Source organism: Mesorhizobium sp. L103C105A0, assembly GCF_000502215.1.
In the GTDB taxonomy this organism is placed as follows: Bacteria; Pseudomonadota; Alphaproteobacteria; order Rhizobiales; family Rhizobiaceae; genus Mesorhizobium.
This window is the reverse complement of the sequence record NZ_AYXF01000010.1, coordinates 168591-187396: the sequence shown is the minus strand read 5'-3', so window position 1 is coordinate 187396 and position 18806 is coordinate 168591. Positions and strand designations below refer to the sequence as shown.

Sequence of the window (18806 nt, the reverse complement as noted above, 5' to 3'; positions counted from 1 at the left end):
CGCTATATTCGCCCGAGAACAACCAGAATGATCACGATGATCAGCACCAGCCCGAGGCCACCGCCGCCATAGTAACCAGTGCCGTAGAACGGGCCGCCGCCGAGGCCGCTGAAGCCGCCGAGCAACGCGATGATCAGGATGATAATAAGAATGGTACCCAGGCCCATATGCCGTCTCCTTCGCTGCCGCGCCGTTCACGGCGCGGCTCGAAGAACTAAACTCCCAGCAAGCCTTCCTGTTCCCCGGCGATTTTCATCCGACGGCTAAGGAACGAAAGCCATCATCACGGCGTTTGCTGAGGTTCAGGCGCAAGCTCGGCGTGCCATCACGCGCGCTGGGCGGCGCGTAGAATTCAGAATTTGCGCGGGATCGCCCTTAAGGCGGCCGGCGGCTCGTCCACCCGAACGCGCCGGCAGGCGTGACGCCGAGCTTACGCTGGAAGGCGAGCTTAAACGTGTCGACATCTGAAGCCGAATTGGTCGACGACGAGTTTTGGCCCCGCACCATTTCCAGTCGAGCCGAACCGGCAGCAGCTCACGTCGCCTTGCCGGCCAGCGCGCCTATGTCTTCCTCGGCAATATCGTCGAACGATGCGTAGTTCATGTTGTAGAGCCTGGCATAGAGGCCCTTGGCCGCCATCAGCTGCTCGTGGTTGCCGCTTTCGACGATCTCGCCGTTCTGTAAAACGATGATGCGGTCGGCGCCGCGTATGGTCGCCAGCCGATGGGCGATGACCAGGCCGGTGCGCCCCTCCAGCAGCGTGACCAGCGCCTTCTGGATCAGCATCTCGGTGTAGGAATCGATGCTCGCCGTGGCCTCGTCGAGCACCAGGATCTTGGCGTCCGCCACCAGCGCGCGGGCAAAGCTGATCAGCTGGCGCTGGCCGAGCGAGAGATTGCCGCCGCGCTGCTCGAGCTCGGTGTCGTAGCCATCGGGCAAATGCTCGATGAAGTCGTGCGCGCCGACGGCCTGCGCGGCGCGCACCACTTCTTCGCGGGTGGCCTCGGTCTTGTGGTAGCGGATATTTTCCAGCACCGTGCCTGAAAACAGGAACGGCTCCTGCAGCACCATCGCCACCTGGTCGCCGAGCGAATCCTGCGTGACGTCACGGACATCGTGGCCGCCGACCCGCACCTCGCCCGACCAGACATCATAGAAGCGGTGCACCAGCGCCATGCAGCTCGACTTGCCCGAACCGGTCGGACCGACAAGCGCAACCGTCTCGCCCGGATTGACGCGGAAGGAGATGTTTTTCAGCACCGGCTGGTTCTGCCGGTAGCCGAAAGTGACGTTCCTGAACTCGACCGAACCGTCCATGTCGCGCGTCAGCGCCACCGCGCCTTGTCGGTCGCTGACGTCGACCGGCACGTCCAGCACTTCGGAGATGCGTTGGCCCGACGCCATTGCGCGCTGCATGACACTGTACTGCATGGTGAGCGAGCGGATTGGGTCGAAGAAGCGCTGGATGTAGAACAGGAACGCCACCATGACGCCGATGTCGAGGCTGTGCGACAGCACCATCGAACCGCCAACGACGATCACGGTTGCCATCGCAATGCCGGTCAGCGTGTCAACGATCGGCACCATCACCTGCGCATATTTGGCCGAGGTCAGGTGAGCCCTGAGATTGGCCAGCACCTTCTCGTCATAGAGGTCGAAATTGACGTGCTGGCGTTCGAGACTCTGCACCGTGCGCACGCCATGGATGCCTTCCGCCAGCGCCCCATTGGCAATCGAGTTGGTCTCGTGCGCGGCCATGAAGGCGACCTTGGCGCGCGGCAGCCAGAACAGGCGCACGATGAACAGCGCCGGCATGGTCGACAGCGTCAACAGGCCGAGACGAAAATCGAGCCACAAAAGCACGCTGACAATGCCGAAAAGAAGCACGATGTCGCCCACCGACATGACCGACGTCTCGAGGAATTCCTGCATCGAATTGACGTCGCCCTGCAGGCGCGACATCAGCCGGCCCACCTCGGTCTTGTCCATGAAGCTCAGCGAGACGCGCTGCAGATGGCTGAACATGGCGCGGCGCAAATCCGACAGCACATTCTCGGCCACCTTGCCGACGACGCTTTCCTGGACATAGCTGGCGGCATAGTTGATCAGGATGATCAGGGCGAAGGCACCGATCGCCCAGTTCATGACGGAGCTGTCGGCCTTGCCCGCCGCCATGCCGTGGTCGATGGCGTAACGGATGACCAGCGGGATCGCCAATTGCGTCAGAGTGAACACCAAAACGGCGGCCACCGAGATGAAGATCCGGCACTGATACGGTCTCACGAAGCTCCAGATGCGGCGCACGATGCGCGGATCGTAGACCTTGCCGAAGACCTCTTCCTCGTCGCGGTGCGAACCGACGACGGCCCTGGTGGGCCGCCGGCTGGTGTCTTCTTTTTCGTCGTGACCCGGTGTCGACATTATGCGGCTCCCACCGCCACCGGCAAATCGTCGTCCGGCCGCAGCTGCAGGTCGTAAAGCGCTCGGTAGCGACCACCCAGCGCCAGCAATTCCTGGTGCGTGCCGCGCTCGGCGATGCGGCCATTCTCGATGAACAGGATCTGGTCGGCATGCATCAGCGAACTCAGCCGGTGCGAGATGATCAGCGTCACGCGGTCCTTGGCGAAGCGCTTCATCGCGGTGCGGATTCGCTGCTCGGTGCCGGCGTCGACAGCCGCGGTGGAATCGTCGAAGACCAGCACCGAAGGCCGCAGCATCAGGGTGCGGGCGATGGTCAGGCGCTGCCGCTGGCCGCCGGAAAGCGATGACCCGCGCTCGCCCACGACCGTGGTGTAGCCGGCCGGAAGCCCGATGATGTAATTGTGCAGCTGGGCGTATTCAGCCGCCTGCCCGATGCGGGTCTCGCGCGCCCACGGATTGCCATAGGCGATGTTGTTTTCGATCGAGGTGGTGAACAGGAAGGCGTCCTGCTGCACGACGCCGACCGCCTTGCGCAGCGATTGCAGCGTGACCTCGCGTATATCCTGCCCGTCGATGGTGATCGCGCCTGACCTCACATCGTAGAAGCGCGGGATCAGATGCGCGATGGTCGACTTGCCGCTGCCCGGCGGGCCGACAATGCCGACGGTCTCGCCGGACCTGGCCTCGAAGGAAATGCCCGACAGCGCCGGCCGGCCGCCGGCGCCCGCGTAGCGGAAGCCGACATTGTCGAAGCGCAGCAAGCCTTCGGTGACCACGAGATCCTTGGCATCAGGCGCATCCTCGATGTCAAGTTCGGCGTCAAGCAGTTCGAACAGCCTTGTGCCGCAGGTCGAGGCGCGGGCGAACGAGTTGACCATCAGCCCGAGCTGGCGCACCGGCATCTGCAGGATGGTCATGAAGGTGAGGAACTGCGCCAGCGTGCCGACGCTGATCTGGCCCGCGATCACCTTCTGGCCACCGAAGCACAGCACCAGGCCCATGGCCGCCAGGAAGGAAAAATTCATGGCGCTGGTGTTAGAGACGCGGATGTCGACGCGCTGGTCGGCAAGCTCCAGCGCCGACTTCTTGGCGCGGTCGAATTTTTCCAGCTCATGCCGCTGCGCCGCAAAGGCGCGCACGACGCGGATTCCGCCGAGGTTCTCGTCCATCACCCGGCTCAGCACTGACAGCCGCTCCTGCAGCGTCAGCCAGGTGCTGCGCAGCCTGAGCTGTGTGACCGAGGAGCGCCAGGCGACGAACGGCACGAAACTCAGACTGAGCAGCCCGAGCTCGAGATCGGTGCTGATCAGGAGATAGGAGCCGACGCCGATCAGCACGCCGAGCAGCACCACGCGCAATATGCCGGTGGAAAAGAACATGCGCACGCCGTCGAGGTCGAGCAGGCCAAGCGTGATCAGGTCGCCGGTATGCACCCGGTCATGGAAGGAGAAGCTCAGCCGCTGGATCTTCTCGTAGAAGGCCAGGCGCAGCTCATAGCCGGTGCGGTGGCCAACGGCCTCGCCATAATAATTCTGCGCCATGGTGAAGAGGCCGCGCAGAATGCTGACGACGAGCAAGGTGATCGCCGTCGTCCACAGCGCCTGCTCAGCCGCCGCGCCGCCGCCTCCAGCCATCACGCCTTGCGCCTGGTCGATGGCGTGGCCCAGCAGGCGCGGGATGAACAGCTGCAGCGTCGCGGCGATGAAGGTCGAGAAGATGGTGATCGCAACCTGCCAGGGATGGCGCAACGTCATGCGCAGGATGCGCAGCAGCGTGCTGAGGCCCTTGCCCCAGGACGCCTCCGCCACATGGGCAAACGATTTGCCGCGCATCGCTGCGCCGCGGGTTGCATCCATTGCCAAGGAAAATACCCAATCCGATCCGGACATTAGCCCAGACGAATGAAAACAGACTCAGTTTCAGATACCGCGATGGTACGCCTCGATTTTGACCGTTCAAGGGCCAATGGCGGTATCGCACTGTGCCTGAAAGGGGCTGATCGTCCGCGACCGCTTAAGCCCGTGTCGGCGTTAGAGGCGGCAGGCTCGTCACTTTAGGCCGATTGAAAAGATGCGAGCATGTGGGTTGCGCCAACCGCCATCATGGGTGACCTCGGCCAATGTGATCGGCTGCGGGACCGAGCGCAGTGAGCAGCGCCTTGCCGCTTTCCAGCGTCGCATTCTCATGCGGCGCGCGCAGGTTGAGCCAGCGTTTGTCGCCGGAGCGCACCGCCAGCACTGCCTTCATCGCCGGGATCAGGCCGGCATCCTGGATCACCTTGCGGAACGCCCTGATCGCGGCGTCCGCTTCCGTGACGTCTTGGCCAGCGATCGTCGCGTCGTAGAGGGCGCGGATGGCCGCAGCGTTGAGATTGACGGTCGCGGAGATACAGCCCGCAGCACCACTGGCGAGCCCCTTGGTCAGTTGCGCCTCCGAGCTGGGGAACACCGCGACGTCTGGTGCGGCGGCAATCACCGCCGCCGTGTTGTTCCAGTCGCCGGCGCTATCCTTGTAGGCGACGACCGTCTCTGGAAACGCCGCGCTCAACCGGGCGGTCAGGGCAGGGCTTACCGGCACGCCGGAGTTCTGCGGGATGTGGTAGAGGATCATCTTCAGCGCCGGGTTGGCCACCCTTTCGATCAGCTCGCTGTAGTAGCGCGCCTGGCCATCGTCCCCGGCGGCCGTGTAGAAGAACGATGGCAGCACCATCACGGCGGCGCAGCCGAGGCCGACCGCGTGCTTCGACAGTTCGACGGTTTCGGGCAGTGCGGTGACGCCGGTGCCGGGCATCATGCGCCCCGGCGAAATGCCTGATGCAACCAGCCATTCCAGCGCCTGCATGCGCTCGTCGAGCGAGAGCGACAGTGCCTCGCCCGTGGTGCCGAACGGCGACAGCAAATGGGCGCCCTGGCCCAGCACCCATTTGGCATGTGAGATCCACAGGTCACGGGCAATGCGGCCATCGTTCTCGAACGGCGTCAGGATCGGGGCGATGGTTCCTTGCGGGCGGGGCATGTCGGTCCTTCCATCGGTGCTGGAAATCAGCTTGGCATAGAGCATACGTGCGATGCGATCTGCCAGAGGCGATCTCTTGGGCCACCGCGCCGGCCGTGGGAAAACTTGCGGGTCATTGCCGCGAAATTCTGGCCCCTTGGTCTGCCGCAACCAGATGACGCCGGCGTCAATGGGTTGCAAATGGACCGGGGTTGCAAATGGACCAGGGTTGCAAATGGACCGGCCAAGCCCGAAATATCGGACTGAGACCAGATCCGGAAACGGCATGCACCCACGATTGCTCAAGACCTTCCTCGCCGTGGCGCGGCACCGCAACATCACCCGCGCAGCGCGGGAGGTTCATCTGGCGCAGTCGAGCGTCAGCGACCAGATCCAGTCGCTGGAAAGCGAACTTGGTATCGTCCTCTTCATCCGCTCGCGCCACGGCCTCGACCTGACGACGGCCGGCGACGCGCTGAAACCTTATGCGGAAGAGATTCTGCAACTGGCGGAGGAGGCGCGTATTGCCGCCGAGGCAACGACGGGAATGACCGCCGGAACGGTTACGGTCGGCGCGCTGGAGACGATTGCCACTGTCAAACTTCCGCAATGGCTGGCGGCCTTTCGAGGCGACCACCCGGAGATCGGTCTGCGGCTCAAAATCGCCGGCAGCGATGCCCTGCTGCGGCAGCTCGAAGAGAGCGAGATCGACGTCGCCTTCTGTTTCGACAAGGGCGGTCTGGATGAACGCCTGGCCCGGCGCACGATATCGGCCGAGCCGCTGGTCCTTGTCGCCTCACCCGAACATGCGCCCGCATCGGGGCAGAGCGACCTGGCCGCGCTCGCCGCGATGCGTTTCGTGGTGACGGAAACCGGATGCGTCTACCGGCATCTGTTCGACACTGCCTTTGCCGAGATGGCAGCGCCAGAAACTTGCCGCCGAAGTCGGCAGCATCGGCGCCATTGCGGGCCTGGTGGCGACTGGTGTCGGCATGGGCCTGGTGCCGCGGCTGGCCGTTGCCGACGCGCTCGATCGCGGCGAGATCGTCGAATTGCCGTGGCCGGTCCGGCCCGCACGGCGTCGCTGGTCATGATCTGGCGCCGCCGGCGCGTCCAGCCGCCGGCGCTGAAACTGCTGCTGGCGGCCGCGGCCAGGAATTTCGCTGCGCTCAGATCAGCCGGTGACCGCCCTCGACATGCAGAACCGTCCCTGTCGTAAAACCATTGCCCATCAAAAAGGCGATGGCATCGGCGATGTCGTCCGGTTGCCCGACGCGGCCGACCGGCAGGCGCCTGGCCATTGCATCGAGCGTCTCGTCCTTCTTGTCGCCGGCCACAAAACTCCAAATCGGCGTGTCGACCCAGCCCGGCGAGACGGCGTTGACACGGACCGGCGCCAACTCGACCGCCAGCGCCCGCACCAACGCTTCCAGCGCAGCGTTGACAGCGGCAACGACCGAGCCGCGCGCCGCCGGCCGGTAGGCGGCGATGCCTGAGGTGAAGGTGATGGAGCCGTTGGCCGAAAGCTGCGGCGCGCCATGCTTGGCGAGCAGCAGCGGCCCGTAGAATTTGCTTTCGACGACCCGCTGCGCCGCCTTCAGGTCGACTGAAGGCAATAGCTCATAGGCGCCTTCGATGTCGGCGGCGGTGCTGACGATATGGTCGAGCCGGCCAATTCGCTTGAACAGGTCAGCGAACTGATCCTCCCTGGCGATATCGGCCGCGACGGCGCTCAAAGCGGAAGGGTTCTGCAGCGCCTCGCCGGCACGCTTGAGCCTGGCTTCACTGCGGCCGACGATGATGACTTCGGCGCCTGAGACCAGGCACCGCCTTGCCAACGCCAGCCCCATTCCGGAGCTGCCGCCAACGATAATGATTTTCGATTTTGAGATGTCTATGTCTGCCATGTTTCCGTTCCTGTCCTGAACCGCTCCGGGCGAGAGTTCGCAGGCCGGCGGCAGGAGTGGAAACGGAAGAAAGCGATAGTGCCATCGGAGACTCCGATGGCACTATCGTCTATAGGAACCGGCGCGGGCCGCTCCGTCGAGTGGCCCACCTGTCAATGAAGTGCGCTCAGTAGCCGACCGTGAAGCGCTGCTTGATATGCGCCGGCTTTTCGATCTCGTCGGCCATGACGATGGCATAGTCCTCGAAGGAAATGCTGCTGCCCTTGTCGGACGTCAGCAGCGTGTCCTTGCCGATGCGGTATTTGCCGGTCCGCTCGCCGGCGACGAACAGCGCCGAAGGCGACAGCAAGGTCCAGTCGAGATCGTCGACCGTCCGCAGCGTGTCGAGGAAGTCGGCGCCCTTCTGCGCCTCGGCCTTGTAGATATCAGGGAAGGTCGGCGTGTCGACCAGGCGCTTGCCGGGCGCAACCTCAAGGCTGCCGGCGCCGCCGACGACGAGGTAGCGTTTGACGCCGGAAGCACGCACGGCTGCGATAAGCGTATCGGGATCGCTGTCGAGGAAATGAACCGAGGAGATCACCGCGTCATGACCCTTGATCAGGGCGGCAAGGCCATCCTTGTCGAAGACGTCGCCCTTCTTGGCAGTCACGCCCGGAAGTGCCGCGATCTTGTCTGGATGCCGGGCAATGGCGGTGATGCTGTGACCGCGATCGGAGAGTTCCTTAAGCAGGCGGGAGCCGACCTGGCCGGACGCGCCGATAAGTGCGATTTTCATGGGGATTTTCCTTTCGTCTGGGGAGAATTTCGTCTGGGGAGAATTTCTGGGACTACGCCGCCTCGATGTGAGCGACGAGATTGTCGTAGCTGCCGAACAGCGCGTTGGCGCCGATCAGGCGCGGCGCCGTTTGGCCGATCACCGCGAGCGCGGGAACGCCATTGGCATGCAGCCGCTGGAACAATGTCCGCCCGCGGCTGACCAGGTCGTCATGCTTCGCCAGAAACGCCTGCGTCGGCGCTTTCAAAAGCTTTGCCGCGTCGCTCATGCCGGCGTCGGCCAGTACCGCGGCGACGCCGTCAACCGTCACAATATCGCGGCCGTCGACATAGCGGGCATGCTGGATCGCCTTCAGTGCCGCAAGTTCCTGGCGCCAGTCGTCCAGTCCGGCGGCGTTGATGCCCATGGTGGCAGCGGAAGAATCGAGCAAGGTGCCGCTGACATTGAGCACATTGTCGAGATAGGCCTGGCTGAAGCGCTGTCCGCTCAGCCGTGCGATGCGCTGGTCATTGTCCCAGGCATGGGCGGCGAAGCCTGCATCCAGCGGCCGCGCGCCGGCACCGGAGAAAAGCCCCACCGGCAGCAGTTCGAGCGCGGTCCCGGCGGCCAGTCGATCCAGCATCGGCGTGGCGCCATAGCACCAACCGCAGAGCGGGTCGAAAAGATAGGTTAGGGTTACATTGGTCATGGCGGCCTCATTCTGTTGCCCGATAGATGACAGCTGGACGGCTTGCGAAAAATAGCGATCAATCATACAAACTGTCTGATAAAATCGGACAATGAGCGGCCTGTGACCGAACTCCTCAATCTCAACCGGCTCGTCTACTTCGCCACCGTGGTGGAGACCGGCTCGTTCACGGCCGCTGCCGACCGTCTCGATGTTGCCAAGGCTGTGGTCAGCCATCAGGTCGGCAAGCTCGAAGAAGAGCTTGGCGCTACGCTGTTGCGGCGCACGACCCGGCGCGTGACGGCGACCGAAGAGGGTCGTCTGTTCTATGACCGGACCGCGATCATCCTGCGCGAGGCGGAGGCAGCCTATGGCGACATTTCGCAGCGAGCGGCGCAGCCGACGGGGACGCTGCGGCTGACGGCGCCGCTCGATTATGGCGAGAAGGTCGTGGCGCCGACCATCGCCGCCTACATCAGAAAATACCCGAAAATGCGGGTCGAGACGATCTTCGACGATGCGGTCAGCAACCTGGTCGACGAGCAGATCGATCTTGGCATCCGCGTCGGCTGGCTTGCCGATTCCAGCAATCTGGCGCGGCGGCTGGGCAGCCTGCAGCAATTCGTCGTCGCCAGCCCGGAACTGGCCGCCAGGCTGCCTGGGGAAGCCAGCCCCAGGCAGGCGAAGTCGCTGCCCTGGGTCGGCAACGCCCAGTTGCGCGGGGTCGGCCAATGGCTGTTCTCGAGGGGCACGGAAACGGTGCTGGCCGAACTCAACCCCGTCGTCAGCTGCGACAAGACACCAGGCGTGCTGTCCTGCGTGCTGGCCGGCATCGGCCTCGGCATCTTTCCGGATTACAGTGTCGCCGACGACATTGCGCGCGGCCGGCTGGTGCGGGTGTTCGCGGACTGGACCTTGCCGTCCGGTGGCATCCATGCCGTCTTCCCGCCGGCGCGCTTCAGGCCGGCCAAGGTGCGCGCTTTCGTCGACCTCCTGGTTGCAGCCGAACGGCGGCGCGCGCGCAGTGCCGTTACAGGCTGATTTCGCTGGCTATGGTAATCAGGGAACCTTTGTTCGGCCCACGCTTTTGGATATGCTGCGATTCCGAACCGTCAGAAGGGTATTGCCGATGACCATCAAGATCCTCGCGATCTCCGCCCTTGTTCTCGCGCTTGGCTGCAGCCTGTCTACCGCAGCGCTCGCCAAGGAGAAGAAGCACCGCCATCGCCAGCCGGAACCGGAGCAACGCTACGTTCCCGCCCATCGCGACCTCGTCTATGCCCTGTTCGGCGGCCCGCGCTACTATGACAAGATGCTGATCACCACGGCGGCCGGCCCGTGCTCTTACGACCGGGTCGGGCCGGACGCGAATGCGCTGAACAAGGTCAACGATCACCATTGCGGAAAGTAGATTGGTCCCAACGGCGGGGTTGTCCTGCGTCCCAGGTTTTACCGGATGACGGCCGCCGCGAACTTGAGAGAGACAGTCGATGACCGCTGATGAGAAATGGTCTCCGTCCGAAAAGAAAGTCGCCCGCACTGCCTATGACGCAGCGCTGAAGGTGGCGCTCGACAAGATGCTGGCTGAACTCAAGAGCAGGGCCCACGTTGCGGCAACGCCTTCCGAAATGTGGGATGTCGAAGACTTCTGCTGCAGCAGCGACGGAAGATGGACCAGATGTTCGACTATCGCTATTCACAGCTAATACAGGTCTTCGCCAATCTCATCCGGCAAGGCTATCTCGAGGAGAATCTCCTTGTTGGCTTGTCGGAAGACAAGCGGCAAACGATCCGAAAATACGCCAGCTGGAATCGCGAAGGGTAGGGGTCCTCTTCGGGGACCTTGGCGCTGCATTCAAACTGGACCATTCACCATCTTCGCGCGCGCCGCGCAGCTCGAGTTCAGCCATGGCGTGCCTCCGTGGCATCGGGGGTCGCGCCTCTGTCCTTGTCGTCCTGCGCCATCGCCAGCGGCGCACCGCCTTCCCACAGGATCAGGCTGGCGGCGCCGATCAGCCCGGCGCGGTCGCCGAGTTCAGCCTGCACGATCGGCACGTCGCGATAGGCCGGCATCGCCCGCTGCTGGATGACCGCTCTGATCGACGGTGCCAGAAGGTCGAACCCGTTGGAAAGGCCGCCTCCCATGACAATCAGATCGGGCGAATAGAGATGAAGCAGGTTGGTGAAGCCGATGCCCAGCCATTGTGCTTCCGCCTCGATCAGGTCGAGAGCGTTGGCGTCGCCGGCCTTGGCAGCCTCTACGACATGCCTGGCCGAGACGTCGCCATCATTTGACAGCCGTCGTAAGAGCGAGCCGTCGCCCGGCGCGGTCAGTCGCGTGGCGCGGCGGCCGAGCGCGGTTCCGGAGGCAACGGCCTCGAAGCAGCCGATGGCGCCGCAAAAGCAGCGGTCGCCTTCACCGGTGATGGTCATGTGGCCGATCTCGGCCGCCAGTCCGCGCCTGCCGTGATAGATGTGGCCATCGGCGACGACGCCGCCGCCAATGCCGGTCGATACGGTCACGAACACCAGCGATCCGCTGCCGCGTCCGGCGCCAAAACGCCATTCGCCGAGCGCCGCCGCATTGGCGTCGTTTTCCAGCCGCACCGGCAGGCCGAAATGCCGCCCCAGAATGTCGATCAGCGGCACATCATGCCAGCCGGCCAGCGTTGGCGGCGCAATGACGATCCCCGCCTTGGGGTCGAGTGGCCCCGGCGCACCGACGCCGATGCCGGCGACCTTTGCCTGCGGGTGTTCCCTAAGCAGCGTGCCTGCCAAAGCGACGATCTGGCTGATCACCGCCTCCGATCCCGCACCGGCAAGCGTCGACGCTGAAGCATGAGCGACGATACGGCCATCGCTTTCGACCAGCGCACCGCGCAGCGCCGTGCCACCGAGATCGAAGGCGAGCGCAAGCTTGGTCATCAGGCGGCGACCTCCAGCCCGTGCAGCCAGGCCATGCGCCGGGCAAGGTCGGGATCGCCGAAGGCCAGCGAGCCCAGCACCACGGTTTCCGCACCTGCGGCGCGCAGCAGCGGCACGGTCTCGTGGCGGATGCCGCCATCGGCGGCGAGCACGATGTCGGCCTCGCGGCCGGCTTTGCGCATCAGCGCGCGCGCCTCGATCAGGCGCGGACACGCTTGATCGGACAGGCTCTGGCCCTTGACGCCGATGGAAGTGCCGAGCAGCGTCACGAACGCCACTTCCGGCAGGAACGGCGTGACGGCCGCGACCGGTGTTTCCAGCCGCAGCACCACGCCGGCCTCGGCCCCGAGTTCACGCGCCAGTTTCACGGCACGCAGACCGGTCTCGCCGTTTTCGGCGTGCACACTGATCAGGTCGGCGCCGGCCTCGATGAACTGGCGCGTCTGTTCCTCGACGATCTCGGCTTCGACCATCAAATGGACATGGACAGGCTTTGCGGTGAGCTTGGCGATGTGCGCCACCAGATCCGGGAAGAACAGGAAGCCAGGGGTGAAGCGGGCATCGGCGACGTCGATATGATGGACATCGGCATGGGTCTCGATGCGCTTCAAATCGCGCTCCATATTGGCGAGGTCGGCCGACCACAGCGAAAACTCGCCGATAAGCCGGTTGCGCGGCAGGGCGGCAATTGCGGCGGGGCCGGACAGGGGCTTGTTCGTCGTCATCGTCTCAGGCTCCGTAGCCGCGCATTGTCTGGCGGTTGGTCTTGACCGCGCCGGCAGGGTCGGCGGCGGCCGTTTCGGACTCTTCCTCCAGCACCAGCCAGCCGTTGAAATTGGGTGCAGCACCAGCGATCTCGATCACCTTCGCCGTGTCACAGACGCCCTTGCCGAGCATCGCCCAGGTTCCATTCGCGTCGACATCCTTCAGATGCACATAGCGGATGCGGTCGCGATAAGTGGTGAGCGTATCCGCCATGTCCTGGCCACCGCGCAAGATGTGGCCGGTGTCGGGCACCCAGCCCACCAGCGAGGCGTCGAGCAGCCCGAAGATGCGGTCGTAGTCGGCGCGGTCGAACAGCAGCGTGTTGTGATGCGAGCTTGGATGCACCGCGACCTGGACGCCGGCCTCGCGCCCGAGCTCGCCGGCTTTGTTGTAGACCTCGGCGGCGATGGCAAACTTGTCGTCGCGCGGCCCGTCGGAAACGATCGTGGCCGAGCCCATCGACACCAGCGCGCCGGGAAAGGCGGCGGCGAAGTCGATCCAGCGTTTGGCGGTCTCGAGGTCGGCGCCGATCTCATCCCTGAGCGTGAAACCGCTCTTGGAGCCGAAGGCGAAGGAGACGAGCGTCAGCCCGGATGATTTCAGCGCGGCCGCGAACTCCTTTGGCTTGCCGGCATAGCGGCCGATCATCGTGTCGGTAATCTCGATGCCGGCATAGCCGCCATTGGCGATCGCCTTGAGCAGATCGTCCGGGCCGCCGGCAAAACGGTCGCCCAGCATTTCCCAGGTAAAGGTCTGGCAGCCGACTTTCAGGTCTTTCACGGTCATCCTTTCATTCCTTGATTCCACCTCCGTTCGAGGGATACCCTACTTGACCGAGCCCGCGGTCATGCCGGCGAGGAAGAACCTCTGGGCAACCAGGTAGATGACCAGGAGCGGCAGCGAGCCGAGCACGCTCATCGCCATCATCTGGTTCCATTCGAAGGCGTGTTGCCCCATCAACAACTGGATGCCGATCGGGACGGTGCGCATGGACGTCGACTTCGTCAGTGTCAGCGCAAAGAGAAATTCGTTCCAGCACAACAGGAAGGTGTAGACCGACGTCGCCACGATACCAGGCAGTGAAATCGGGACGATCACCCGCCACAGTGCGGTCCAACTGGTGCCGCCGTCGACAGCCACCGCTTCATCGAGGTCGCGGGGCAAGGTGTTCAGATATCCCGTCATCAGCAGGATCGCATAGGGCAGCGTAAACACCAGATAGGTCAGGATCAGCGCGACATAGGTGTCGAAGATGCCATACGAGACGACAAGCCCGAAGAAGGGGATCAAAAGCGTGATCGGCGGGATCGTCTGCGTGCTGATGATGAGAGTGTTGAGGCTGCCCTTGCCGCGGAAATTGAAACGGCTGAACCCATAGGCTGCCAGCAAGGCGATCAGCACCGTCAGCACGGTCACCGCTCCGGCGACGAAGTAGCTGTTGAAGAAGAAGCGCAGCTTTACCGGATCACCAAGGATGGCCGCATACGCTTCCAGCGTGAAGGCCTTCGGCAGGACGGTTGGCGGCAGGGCGAAGATTTCGGTATTCGACTTGAACGAGCTGCTCAGCATCCAGTAGATCGGGAAGGCCGCGAACAAGAGGCCTGCGGCAAGCGCGACATGGAGCGCGGCGGTGATCAGCCTGTCTTTCGGTGTGTGTCTTTTCCTCATGTGACTACCGAGCCTTTTGATAGCGGATGTAGAACAGCGTCAGGCCGAGAGAGATCAGCAGGATGACCACGGCGCTCGCCGAGGCCTGCGACAGGTTGTAGCTCGAAAACGCCAGCTTGTACGTGTAGGTGCTGAGGACCTCGGTCGAGTAGATCGGACCGCCACCCGTCGTTATCCAGATCAATGGAAAGACCTGCATGGTCCAGATGAAGTCGAGCAGCGAGATGCTGATGATGATCGGCATCAGCTGCGGAATGGTGATGAAGATCAGCTTCTGGTAGGCCTTCGCGCCGTCGATATCGGCGGCCTCGTAGAAATCCTTGGGAATGCCCTGCAAGCCTGCGAGCAGGCTGACCATGAAAAGCGGGTAGCCCGCCCAGATATTGGCGAAGGTGACGGCGTGCAGCGCGGTCGCGGGCGAGGAAAACCACTCGACCTTGGAACCGATGATGCCCATCTGCATGAGAACGCTGTTGACGACACCGTTCGGCTCAAGCAGCAGGCGCCAGATCACCGCGATAATCACCGCGGTGAACAGCCAGGGCAGTATGTAGAGCACGCGCAGGACATTGCGCAGCGTCGGATTGATGCGGTCGCTGTTCAGCATGAGTGCGAAGAGCATGCCGATGGTCATATGGAAGACGACACTCATGCAGGTGAAGTAGAGCGTGTGCCACAGCGAGGCCCAGAACACCGGATCGGCAAAGATCGCCTGGTAGTGTTTCAATCCGGCAAAGGACGGGTCGCGACGCAGCACCGCGCTGTTCTGGAACGAATAGCCAATCACCGTCACCATCGGCAGCAGCATCAACAGGCCGATTATGAGGAGCGAGGGTGACAGATAGAGATAGGGTGCGACCGCTCGTTTCAGTCGATGGTGGGAGCGCTTCTGCCCGGTCATGTGCGATCCCTGGGATGTGCCTTCAAGAGGAAGGTGCGCTTCAAAAAAAGGTCCATCTCAAATTGCCGATCCGTTGTTGACGGGTGGCCTGGCGAGGCCGGGCCACCCGGTGGAAGATAGCAAACGGGCAATGGGCCGCTCAGAATTTCGCCATCCAGCCCTTTTGAGCGTTGGTTGCGGCTTGTTCCGGAGACTGCTCGCCGGCAAGCATCTTCTGAGCCTCCACGTCGAACTGGGTCATCAGGTCTTCAGCCACCGGCAGGCCCGTGAACTCGTTGGCGAGATAGCCGGTCTTGAAGATTTCGAAAGCCTTGGCGAAAGCCTTGTCCGAGGTCACGAAATCGGGCTTGGCGTTGACGTTGCCCGGGAAGGCGTTTGCAAGCGACACGAGCTTGGCATTCACCTTTTCGCTCATCAGATATTGGACGAGCTTCCAGGCTTCATCCTGATGTTTCGAGGCGGCGGAGATGCCGATGCCCCAGGAGGCGTAGGGAAGGCCGCGCTTGCCGCTGTAGTCCGCCACGACCGGGACCGGGATGAGGTCGAAGTTCAGCTTGGGATTGCGTTCGCGAATAAGGTTCACATGCGCGAGCGAGTCGATCATCATCCCGACCCGATCGTTGACGAATTCCTCGACCTTTTCCTGCTCGGTCTTGGTGGCAATGCCGGGCGAGATGACGCCGGCGTCGTTCAGCGATTTGACGAAGGTGAGCATATCGACGACCGGCTTGCCCTCGAGAGCCGGCTTGCCTTCAACCATCATCGATTGGCCCGAGGCCCAGACCCACGACATCAGGTCGTTCTGGACACCGGACGGCGTTTGCAGCGACAAGGGCAGCACCCAGCCATACTGGTTCTTGTCGGCGTGGGTCATCTTCTTGGCGGCTTCGAGAAACTCCCCGCGGGTCGACGGCAGCTTGGTCACGCCTGCCTGGGCGGCGAGGTCCAGATTGACGAAGACCGGATAGACGAACGAAGCCACGGGAAACATCACCGCCTTGCCGTCCACCTTGATGATATCCGCGACCTGGGTCTTGTCGAACCCGCTCGCATCCATCATCGGGTTCATGTCGGCCAGCGCACCCTGCGCGTTCAGATTGTTCACCCAGGCGCCGTCGAGACCGACGACGTCGCTAAGCGTTCCGGTTGCGGCGCCGACCGAGATCTGGTCTCGCGTGGTCGCATAGGGACCGCTGACCAGCGTCACCTTGATGCCGGGGTTTGCAGCCTCGAAGTCGTTCATGATTGCCCTGAGCGAGCCGGCCGGCAATTCGGGCTCCCACCATTGGGTGAATTCCAGCGTCGTGTCCGCCATGGCGCCGGTTGCNCGCCATCGGCAGGCCAAACAGCGAGCCGGCCGGCAATTCGGGCTCCCACCATTGGGTGAATTCCAGCGTCGTGTCCGCCATGGCGCCGGTTGCACCAAGCAACCATGCGGCCGCGGCTATTTTCAGCATCGCGGGTCGTATCCGAAACATCATTTTCTCCTCCTTCTTCAAGATCGGCCGCACAATGCGGACGATCGTCTGTTCATTCAGAAGCCTTCTTGTATCTTCCGCAGGCACCTCGCTCCCGCCTGCGGTCTTCCGCAGATCTTCAGATCGCCAGATGCGTTTCGGGATCGAAGAAATGGAACTTGGCATCATCCACGGCCAACCGGATTTCCGAGCCGGAGCGGACGGCGCTGATCGGCTCGAACCTCGCCACCGCGTTCGACGCCAGGCCGAAATCGTCCACCGCATCCGGATCGCCGGAGTCCACCCGGACCGCGTCGATGTTCATGTGGACGATCTGTTCGGAGCCGAGTTCCTCGATCGAGGTCACCCTGGCCGGTATCGTCTGAAACTTGCGACCGGATTCAAGGCTGCTGTCATAAAGATCCTCCGGTCTGATCCCGAACACGACCTTGCGTCCCGCATACGACCTCAAGGCCGGCCTGCGCACGAAGGCTGCATCCTGCAGCCGGACGGCGAAGTCGCGAAAAGCGAGCTCGCCGCCCTTCAGGGTCGCCTCGAAAAGGTTCATCGAAGGAGAGCCGATGAAGCCGGCAACGAAGGCGTTAACCGGCGATTCATAGAGCCTCTTGGGTGTGTCGACCTGCTGCAGCACACCGCCTTTCAACACCGCGACTCTGTCGCCCATCGTCATCGCTTCGATCTGATCGTGGGTCACGTAAATGGTCGTGACGCCGAGCTGCTTTTGCAGGCTGGTGATTTCGGCGCGCATTTGCACACGCAGTTTCGCATCCAGATTGGAAAGCGGCTCGTCCATGAGAAAGGCGGCCGGCTCGCGCACCATGGCGCGGCCCATGGCAACCCGTTGACGCTGCCCGCCTGACAGGTTCGCGGGTTTGCTGTCCAGCAAAGACGTCAGCTGAAGAGTTTTGGCGATCTCGTCCACGCGCTTCTTGCGCTCGGCCTTCGGCTTGCCTGCCAGCCGCATCGAAAAGGCGATGTTTTCGGATACCGTCATATGCGGGTAGAGCGCGTAGCTCTGGAACACCATCGCGATGTCGCGGTCCTTGGGCGGCATGTCGACGACGTCGACCCCGCCGATCCGAAGGCTGCCGCTGGTGATGTCTTCCAACCCCGCGATCATTCGCAACGCCGTGGATTTGCCGCAGCCGGAAGGCCCGACGAGGATCAAGAACTCGCCGTCCTTAACCGACAGGTTCAACTGGTCGATTGCGCGAAAACTGTTCCCGTAGGTTTTGCAGATATTCTCAAGAATGACTTCTGCCATATTCCTCCCTCCCAAATATAAGCCCTGATTTTTATGATTCTCCTGGGCTTGTGTTCGCCTGCGAAACGTTTCGTCGGATCGTTTCAGGTCATGCTCCAGCATCCACATGCGCATTTTTCAGGTCGACTGCTGACGGCGCGTTCGCCGATGCCAGGAGTTGCGTGACCTGGTCCTCGGTCGGAAGCGCCTCGCGCCCGCCACGCCCCGTTATCGAAACGGCCGCCGCCGCGGCCGCGAATGCCACCCGGCCCGCGGTGTCGGCTCCGCGCGTCAACGCATAGGCATAGGCGCCATGAAAGCAGTCACCCGCGCCTGTGGAGTCGACGACCGCAACCCGGTGCGGGGGCAGGTGCCAGAGACCTGTCTCTTCACGGCCGCGATAGTACACACCCCTGCCTCCATCGGTCAGAACCACGGCGGATCGCGATGGCAACCACAAGGCATCGAGCATCTCGGCAGGCGATCGGCGCCCCGTGGCAGTCCGTGCAAAGCTAAGTGGAAGAATGAGATGGTCGCAGAGCGCGATCAGCCGCTCCGTGGCGGGGCCGCTGCTCCATTCGATATCGCCGAGGATCGCAAGGCCGAGATCGCGAGCCCGAGCCACGACATCCAGCGACCCGTTCGCATAGCTATCGACGATCAGGACGGTTGCGCGGCTGAGGATATCGTCCGGAAAGTCCGGAGCTGTGCCCAGCATCGCATCGTCGTCATACGCGATGAACCTTTCCCCGTCCGAGCCGACGGTGATCCGCGAGTGCACCGGGCGCGCGTCGGGATGGCGCGGCGCGAATGCGGTTTCAATACCGCTCGCCACGAGATCGAGCTGCACCGCGTCGTCCGCGGCACTGGCCAGCCATCCGACGAACCCGGCGGTTCCGCCGAGCCGCGCGACAGCGGCCAGCGCCGTCGCGACATTTCCCCCGAAGGCGCGGGTACTTTGCAGAACCTTACCCTTGCCCGCCGACAATGGCTGATCGACGTAGACGATGTCGTCGATCGCAATAGCGCCGAAGCCGAGGATCGAGGGGATGGTGGGCATCG

Annotated in this window: 18 protein-coding genes and 1 pseudogene; 4 read left to right on the top strand and 15 right to left on the bottom strand. The window is 63.2% G+C overall.

The genetic code is table 11. From position 1 onward, the window contains the following. Window positions 1–2: 2 nt before the first annotated feature. The 4 genes from X727_RS1000000166945 to X727_RS141660 all read right to left on the bottom strand — a co-directional run bounded on the left by X727_RS1000000166945 (window position 3) and on the right by X727_RS141660 (window position 5436). Window positions 3–167, bottom strand: a complete 165-nt coding sequence (locus tag X727_RS1000000166945; protein ID WP_023667887.1) for a DUF3309 family protein — start codon at window positions 165–167, stop codon at window positions 3–5. A 367-nt stretch (window positions 168–534) separates the two neighbouring features. After that, window positions 535–2421, bottom strand: a complete 1887-nt coding sequence (locus X727_RS141650; RefSeq protein ID WP_023834895.1) for an ABC transporter ATP-binding protein — start codon at window positions 2419–2421, stop codon at window positions 535–537. Continuing rightward, entirely contained in the window at window positions 2421–4253 is a 1833-nt protein-coding gene (locus tag X727_RS141655) for an ABC transporter ATP-binding protein (protein ID WP_031204598.1), read from the bottom strand. Before X727_RS141655 ends, X727_RS141650 begins: the two co-directional genes overlap by 1 nt. 268 nt (window positions 4254–4521) lie before the next feature. Continuing rightward, window positions 4522–5436 carry a dihydrodipicolinate synthase family protein gene (locus X727_RS141660; RefSeq protein WP_032889732.1) on the bottom strand — a complete coding sequence of 305 codons (915 nt, stop codon included), beginning with the start codon at window positions 5434–5436 and terminating at the stop codon, window positions 4522–4524. 265 nt (window positions 5437–5701) lie between these two features. On the opposite strand from X727_RS141660, the pseudogene X727_RS06520 reads away from it, so the two are divergent. Continuing rightward, window positions 5702–6634: pseudogene (locus tag X727_RS06520) on the top strand (LysR family transcriptional regulator). Here the strand turns inward: X727_RS06520 and X727_RS141665 are convergent. The 3 genes from X727_RS141665 to X727_RS141675 form a co-directional block, all read right to left on the bottom strand. Continuing rightward, window positions 6585–7322, bottom strand: coding sequence for an SDR family oxidoreductase (locus tag X727_RS141665; protein WP_023834891.1), 738 nt, complete (start codon window positions 7320–7322; stop codon window positions 6585–6587). The pseudogene X727_RS06520 and the gene X727_RS141665 sit on opposite strands and share 50 nt — an antisense overlap. Before the next feature lie 166 nt (window positions 7323–7488). Continuing rightward, window positions 7489–8097, bottom strand: coding sequence for an NAD(P)-dependent oxidoreductase (locus X727_RS141670; RefSeq protein ID WP_023667893.1), 609 nt, complete (start codon window positions 8095–8097; stop codon window positions 7489–7491). A 52-nt stretch (window positions 8098–8149) separates the two neighbouring features. Further along, the gene (locus X727_RS141675; protein WP_031204597.1) at window positions 8150–8785 is read right to left on the bottom strand and encodes a DsbA family protein; all 636 of its coding nucleotides are present in this window, start codon (window positions 8783–8785) and stop codon (window positions 8150–8152) included. 102 nt (window positions 8786–8887) lie between these two features. Here X727_RS141675 and X727_RS141680 point away from each other — a divergent pair, with 102 nt between their 5' ends. From X727_RS141680 to X727_RS1000000169135, 3 genes are all read left to right on the top strand, one after another. After that, the gene (locus X727_RS141680) at window positions 8888–9805 is read left to right on the top strand and encodes a LysR substrate-binding domain-containing protein (protein WP_023726302.1); all 918 of its coding nucleotides are present in this window, start codon (window positions 8888–8890) and stop codon (window positions 9803–9805) included. A gap of 88 nt (window positions 9806–9893) precedes the next feature. Further along, window positions 9894–10175, top strand: a complete 282-nt coding sequence (locus tag X727_RS141685; protein WP_023726303.1) for a hypothetical protein — start codon at window positions 9894–9896, stop codon at window positions 10173–10175. Window positions 10176–10433: 258 nt separating this feature from the next. Beyond that, the gene (locus X727_RS1000000169135) at window positions 10434–10589 is read left to right on the top strand and encodes a hypothetical protein (RefSeq protein ID WP_023834889.1); all 156 of its coding nucleotides are present in this window, start codon (window positions 10434–10436) and stop codon (window positions 10587–10589) included. A 77-nt stretch (window positions 10590–10666) separates the two neighbouring features. On the opposite strand, the gene X727_RS141690 is transcribed toward X727_RS1000000169135, so the two are convergent. The 8 genes from X727_RS141690 to X727_RS141725 form a co-directional block, all read right to left on the bottom strand. Beyond that, the gene (locus X727_RS141690; protein ID WP_023726305.1) at window positions 10667–11689 is read right to left on the bottom strand and encodes an ROK family protein; all 1023 of its coding nucleotides are present in this window, start codon (window positions 11687–11689) and stop codon (window positions 10667–10669) included. Further along, window positions 11689–12414, bottom strand: a complete 726-nt coding sequence (locus tag X727_RS141695; protein ID WP_023745616.1) for a ribulose-phosphate 3-epimerase — start codon at window positions 12412–12414, stop codon at window positions 11689–11691. Before X727_RS141695 ends, X727_RS141690 begins: the two co-directional genes overlap by 1 nt. A 4-nt stretch (window positions 12415–12418) precedes the next feature. Then, window positions 12419–13240 carry a sugar phosphate isomerase/epimerase gene (locus X727_RS141700; protein ID WP_023745615.1) on the bottom strand — a complete coding sequence of 274 codons (822 nt, stop codon included), beginning with the start codon at window positions 13238–13240 and terminating at the stop codon, window positions 12419–12421. Between the two features lie 39 nt (window positions 13241–13279). Then, entirely contained in the window at window positions 13280–14122 is an 843-nt protein-coding gene (locus X727_RS141705) for a carbohydrate ABC transporter permease (protein WP_023745614.1), read from the bottom strand. A 4-nt stretch (window positions 14123–14126) separates the two neighbouring features. After that, the gene (locus X727_RS141710) at window positions 14127–15023 is read right to left on the bottom strand and encodes a sugar ABC transporter permease (RefSeq protein WP_023729220.1); all 897 of its coding nucleotides are present in this window, start codon (window positions 15021–15023) and stop codon (window positions 14127–14129) included. 139 nt (window positions 15024–15162) lie between these two features. Then, entirely contained in the window at window positions 15163–16368 is a 1206-nt protein-coding gene (locus X727_RS141715) for a sugar ABC transporter substrate-binding protein (protein ID WP_031204595.1), read from the bottom strand. A 251-nt stretch (window positions 16369–16619) separates the two neighbouring features. Continuing rightward, on the bottom strand, window positions 16620–17765 hold the full coding sequence (locus X727_RS141720) for an ABC transporter ATP-binding protein (protein ID WP_023745612.1): 1146 nt from the start codon (window positions 17763–17765) through the stop codon (window positions 16620–16622). A gap of 88 nt (window positions 17766–17853) precedes the next feature. Then, window positions 17854–18804, bottom strand: a complete 951-nt coding sequence (locus X727_RS141725; RefSeq protein ID WP_023834887.1) for a PfkB family carbohydrate kinase — start codon at window positions 18802–18804, stop codon at window positions 17854–17856. Window positions 18805–18806 lie beyond the last annotated feature (2 nt).

Bases quoted from the DNA above. Each gene is read 5' to 3' on its own strand.
- X727_RS1000000166945 (WP_023667887.1), bottom strand. From the start codon at position 167: ATGGGCCTGGGTACCATTCTTATTATCATCCTGATCATCGCGTTGCTC.
- X727_RS141650 (WP_023834895.1), bottom strand. From the start codon at position 2,421: ATGTCGACACCGGGTCACGACGAAAAAGAAGACACCAGCCGGCGGCCC.
- X727_RS141655 (WP_031204598.1), bottom strand. From the start codon at position 4,253: ATGCGCGGCAAATCGTTTGCCCATGTGGCGGAGGCGTCCTGGGGCAAG.
- X727_RS141660 (WP_032889732.1), bottom strand. From the start codon at position 5,436: ATGCCCCGCCCGCAAGGAACCATCGCCCCGATCCTGACGCCGTTCGAG.
- X727_RS141665 (WP_023834891.1), bottom strand. From the start codon at position 7,322: ATGGCAGACATAGACATCTCAAAATCGAAAATCATTATCGTTGGCGGC.
- X727_RS141670 (WP_023667893.1), bottom strand. From the start codon at position 8,097: ATGAAAATCGCACTTATCGGCGCGTCCGGCCAGGTCGGCTCCCGCCTG.
- X727_RS141675 (WP_031204597.1), bottom strand. From the start codon at position 8,785: ATGACCAATGTAACCCTAACCTATCTTTTCGACCCGCTCTGCGGTTGG.
- X727_RS141685 (WP_023726303.1), top strand. From the start codon at position 9,894: ATGACCATCAAGATCCTCGCGATCTCCGCCCTTGTTCTCGCGCTTGGC.
- X727_RS1000000169135 (WP_023834889.1), top strand. From the start codon at position 10,434: ATGGACCAGATGTTCGACTATCGCTATTCACAGCTAATACAGGTCTTC.
- X727_RS141690 (WP_023726305.1), bottom strand. From the start codon at position 11,689: ATGACCAAGCTTGCGCTCGCCTTCGATCTCGGTGGCACGGCGCTGCGC.
- X727_RS141695 (WP_023745616.1), bottom strand. From the start codon at position 12,414: ATGACGACGAACAAGCCCCTGTCCGGCCCCGCCGCAATTGCCGCCCTG.
- X727_RS141700 (WP_023745615.1), bottom strand. From the start codon at position 13,240: ATGACCGTGAAAGACCTGAAAGTCGGCTGCCAGACCTTTACCTGGGAA.
- X727_RS141705 (WP_023745614.1), bottom strand. From the start codon at position 14,122: ATGAGGAAAAGACACACACCGAAAGACAGGCTGATCACCGCCGCGCTC.
- X727_RS141710 (WP_023729220.1), bottom strand. From the start codon at position 15,023: ATGACCGGGCAGAAGCGCTCCCACCATCGACTGAAACGAGCGGTCGCA.
- X727_RS141720 (WP_023745612.1), bottom strand. From the start codon at position 17,765: ATGGCAGAAGTCATTCTTGAGAATATCTGCAAAACCTACGGGAACAGT.
- X727_RS141725 (WP_023834887.1), bottom strand. From the start codon at position 18,804: ATGCCCACCATCCCCTCGATCCTCGGCTTCGGCGCTATTGCGATCGAC.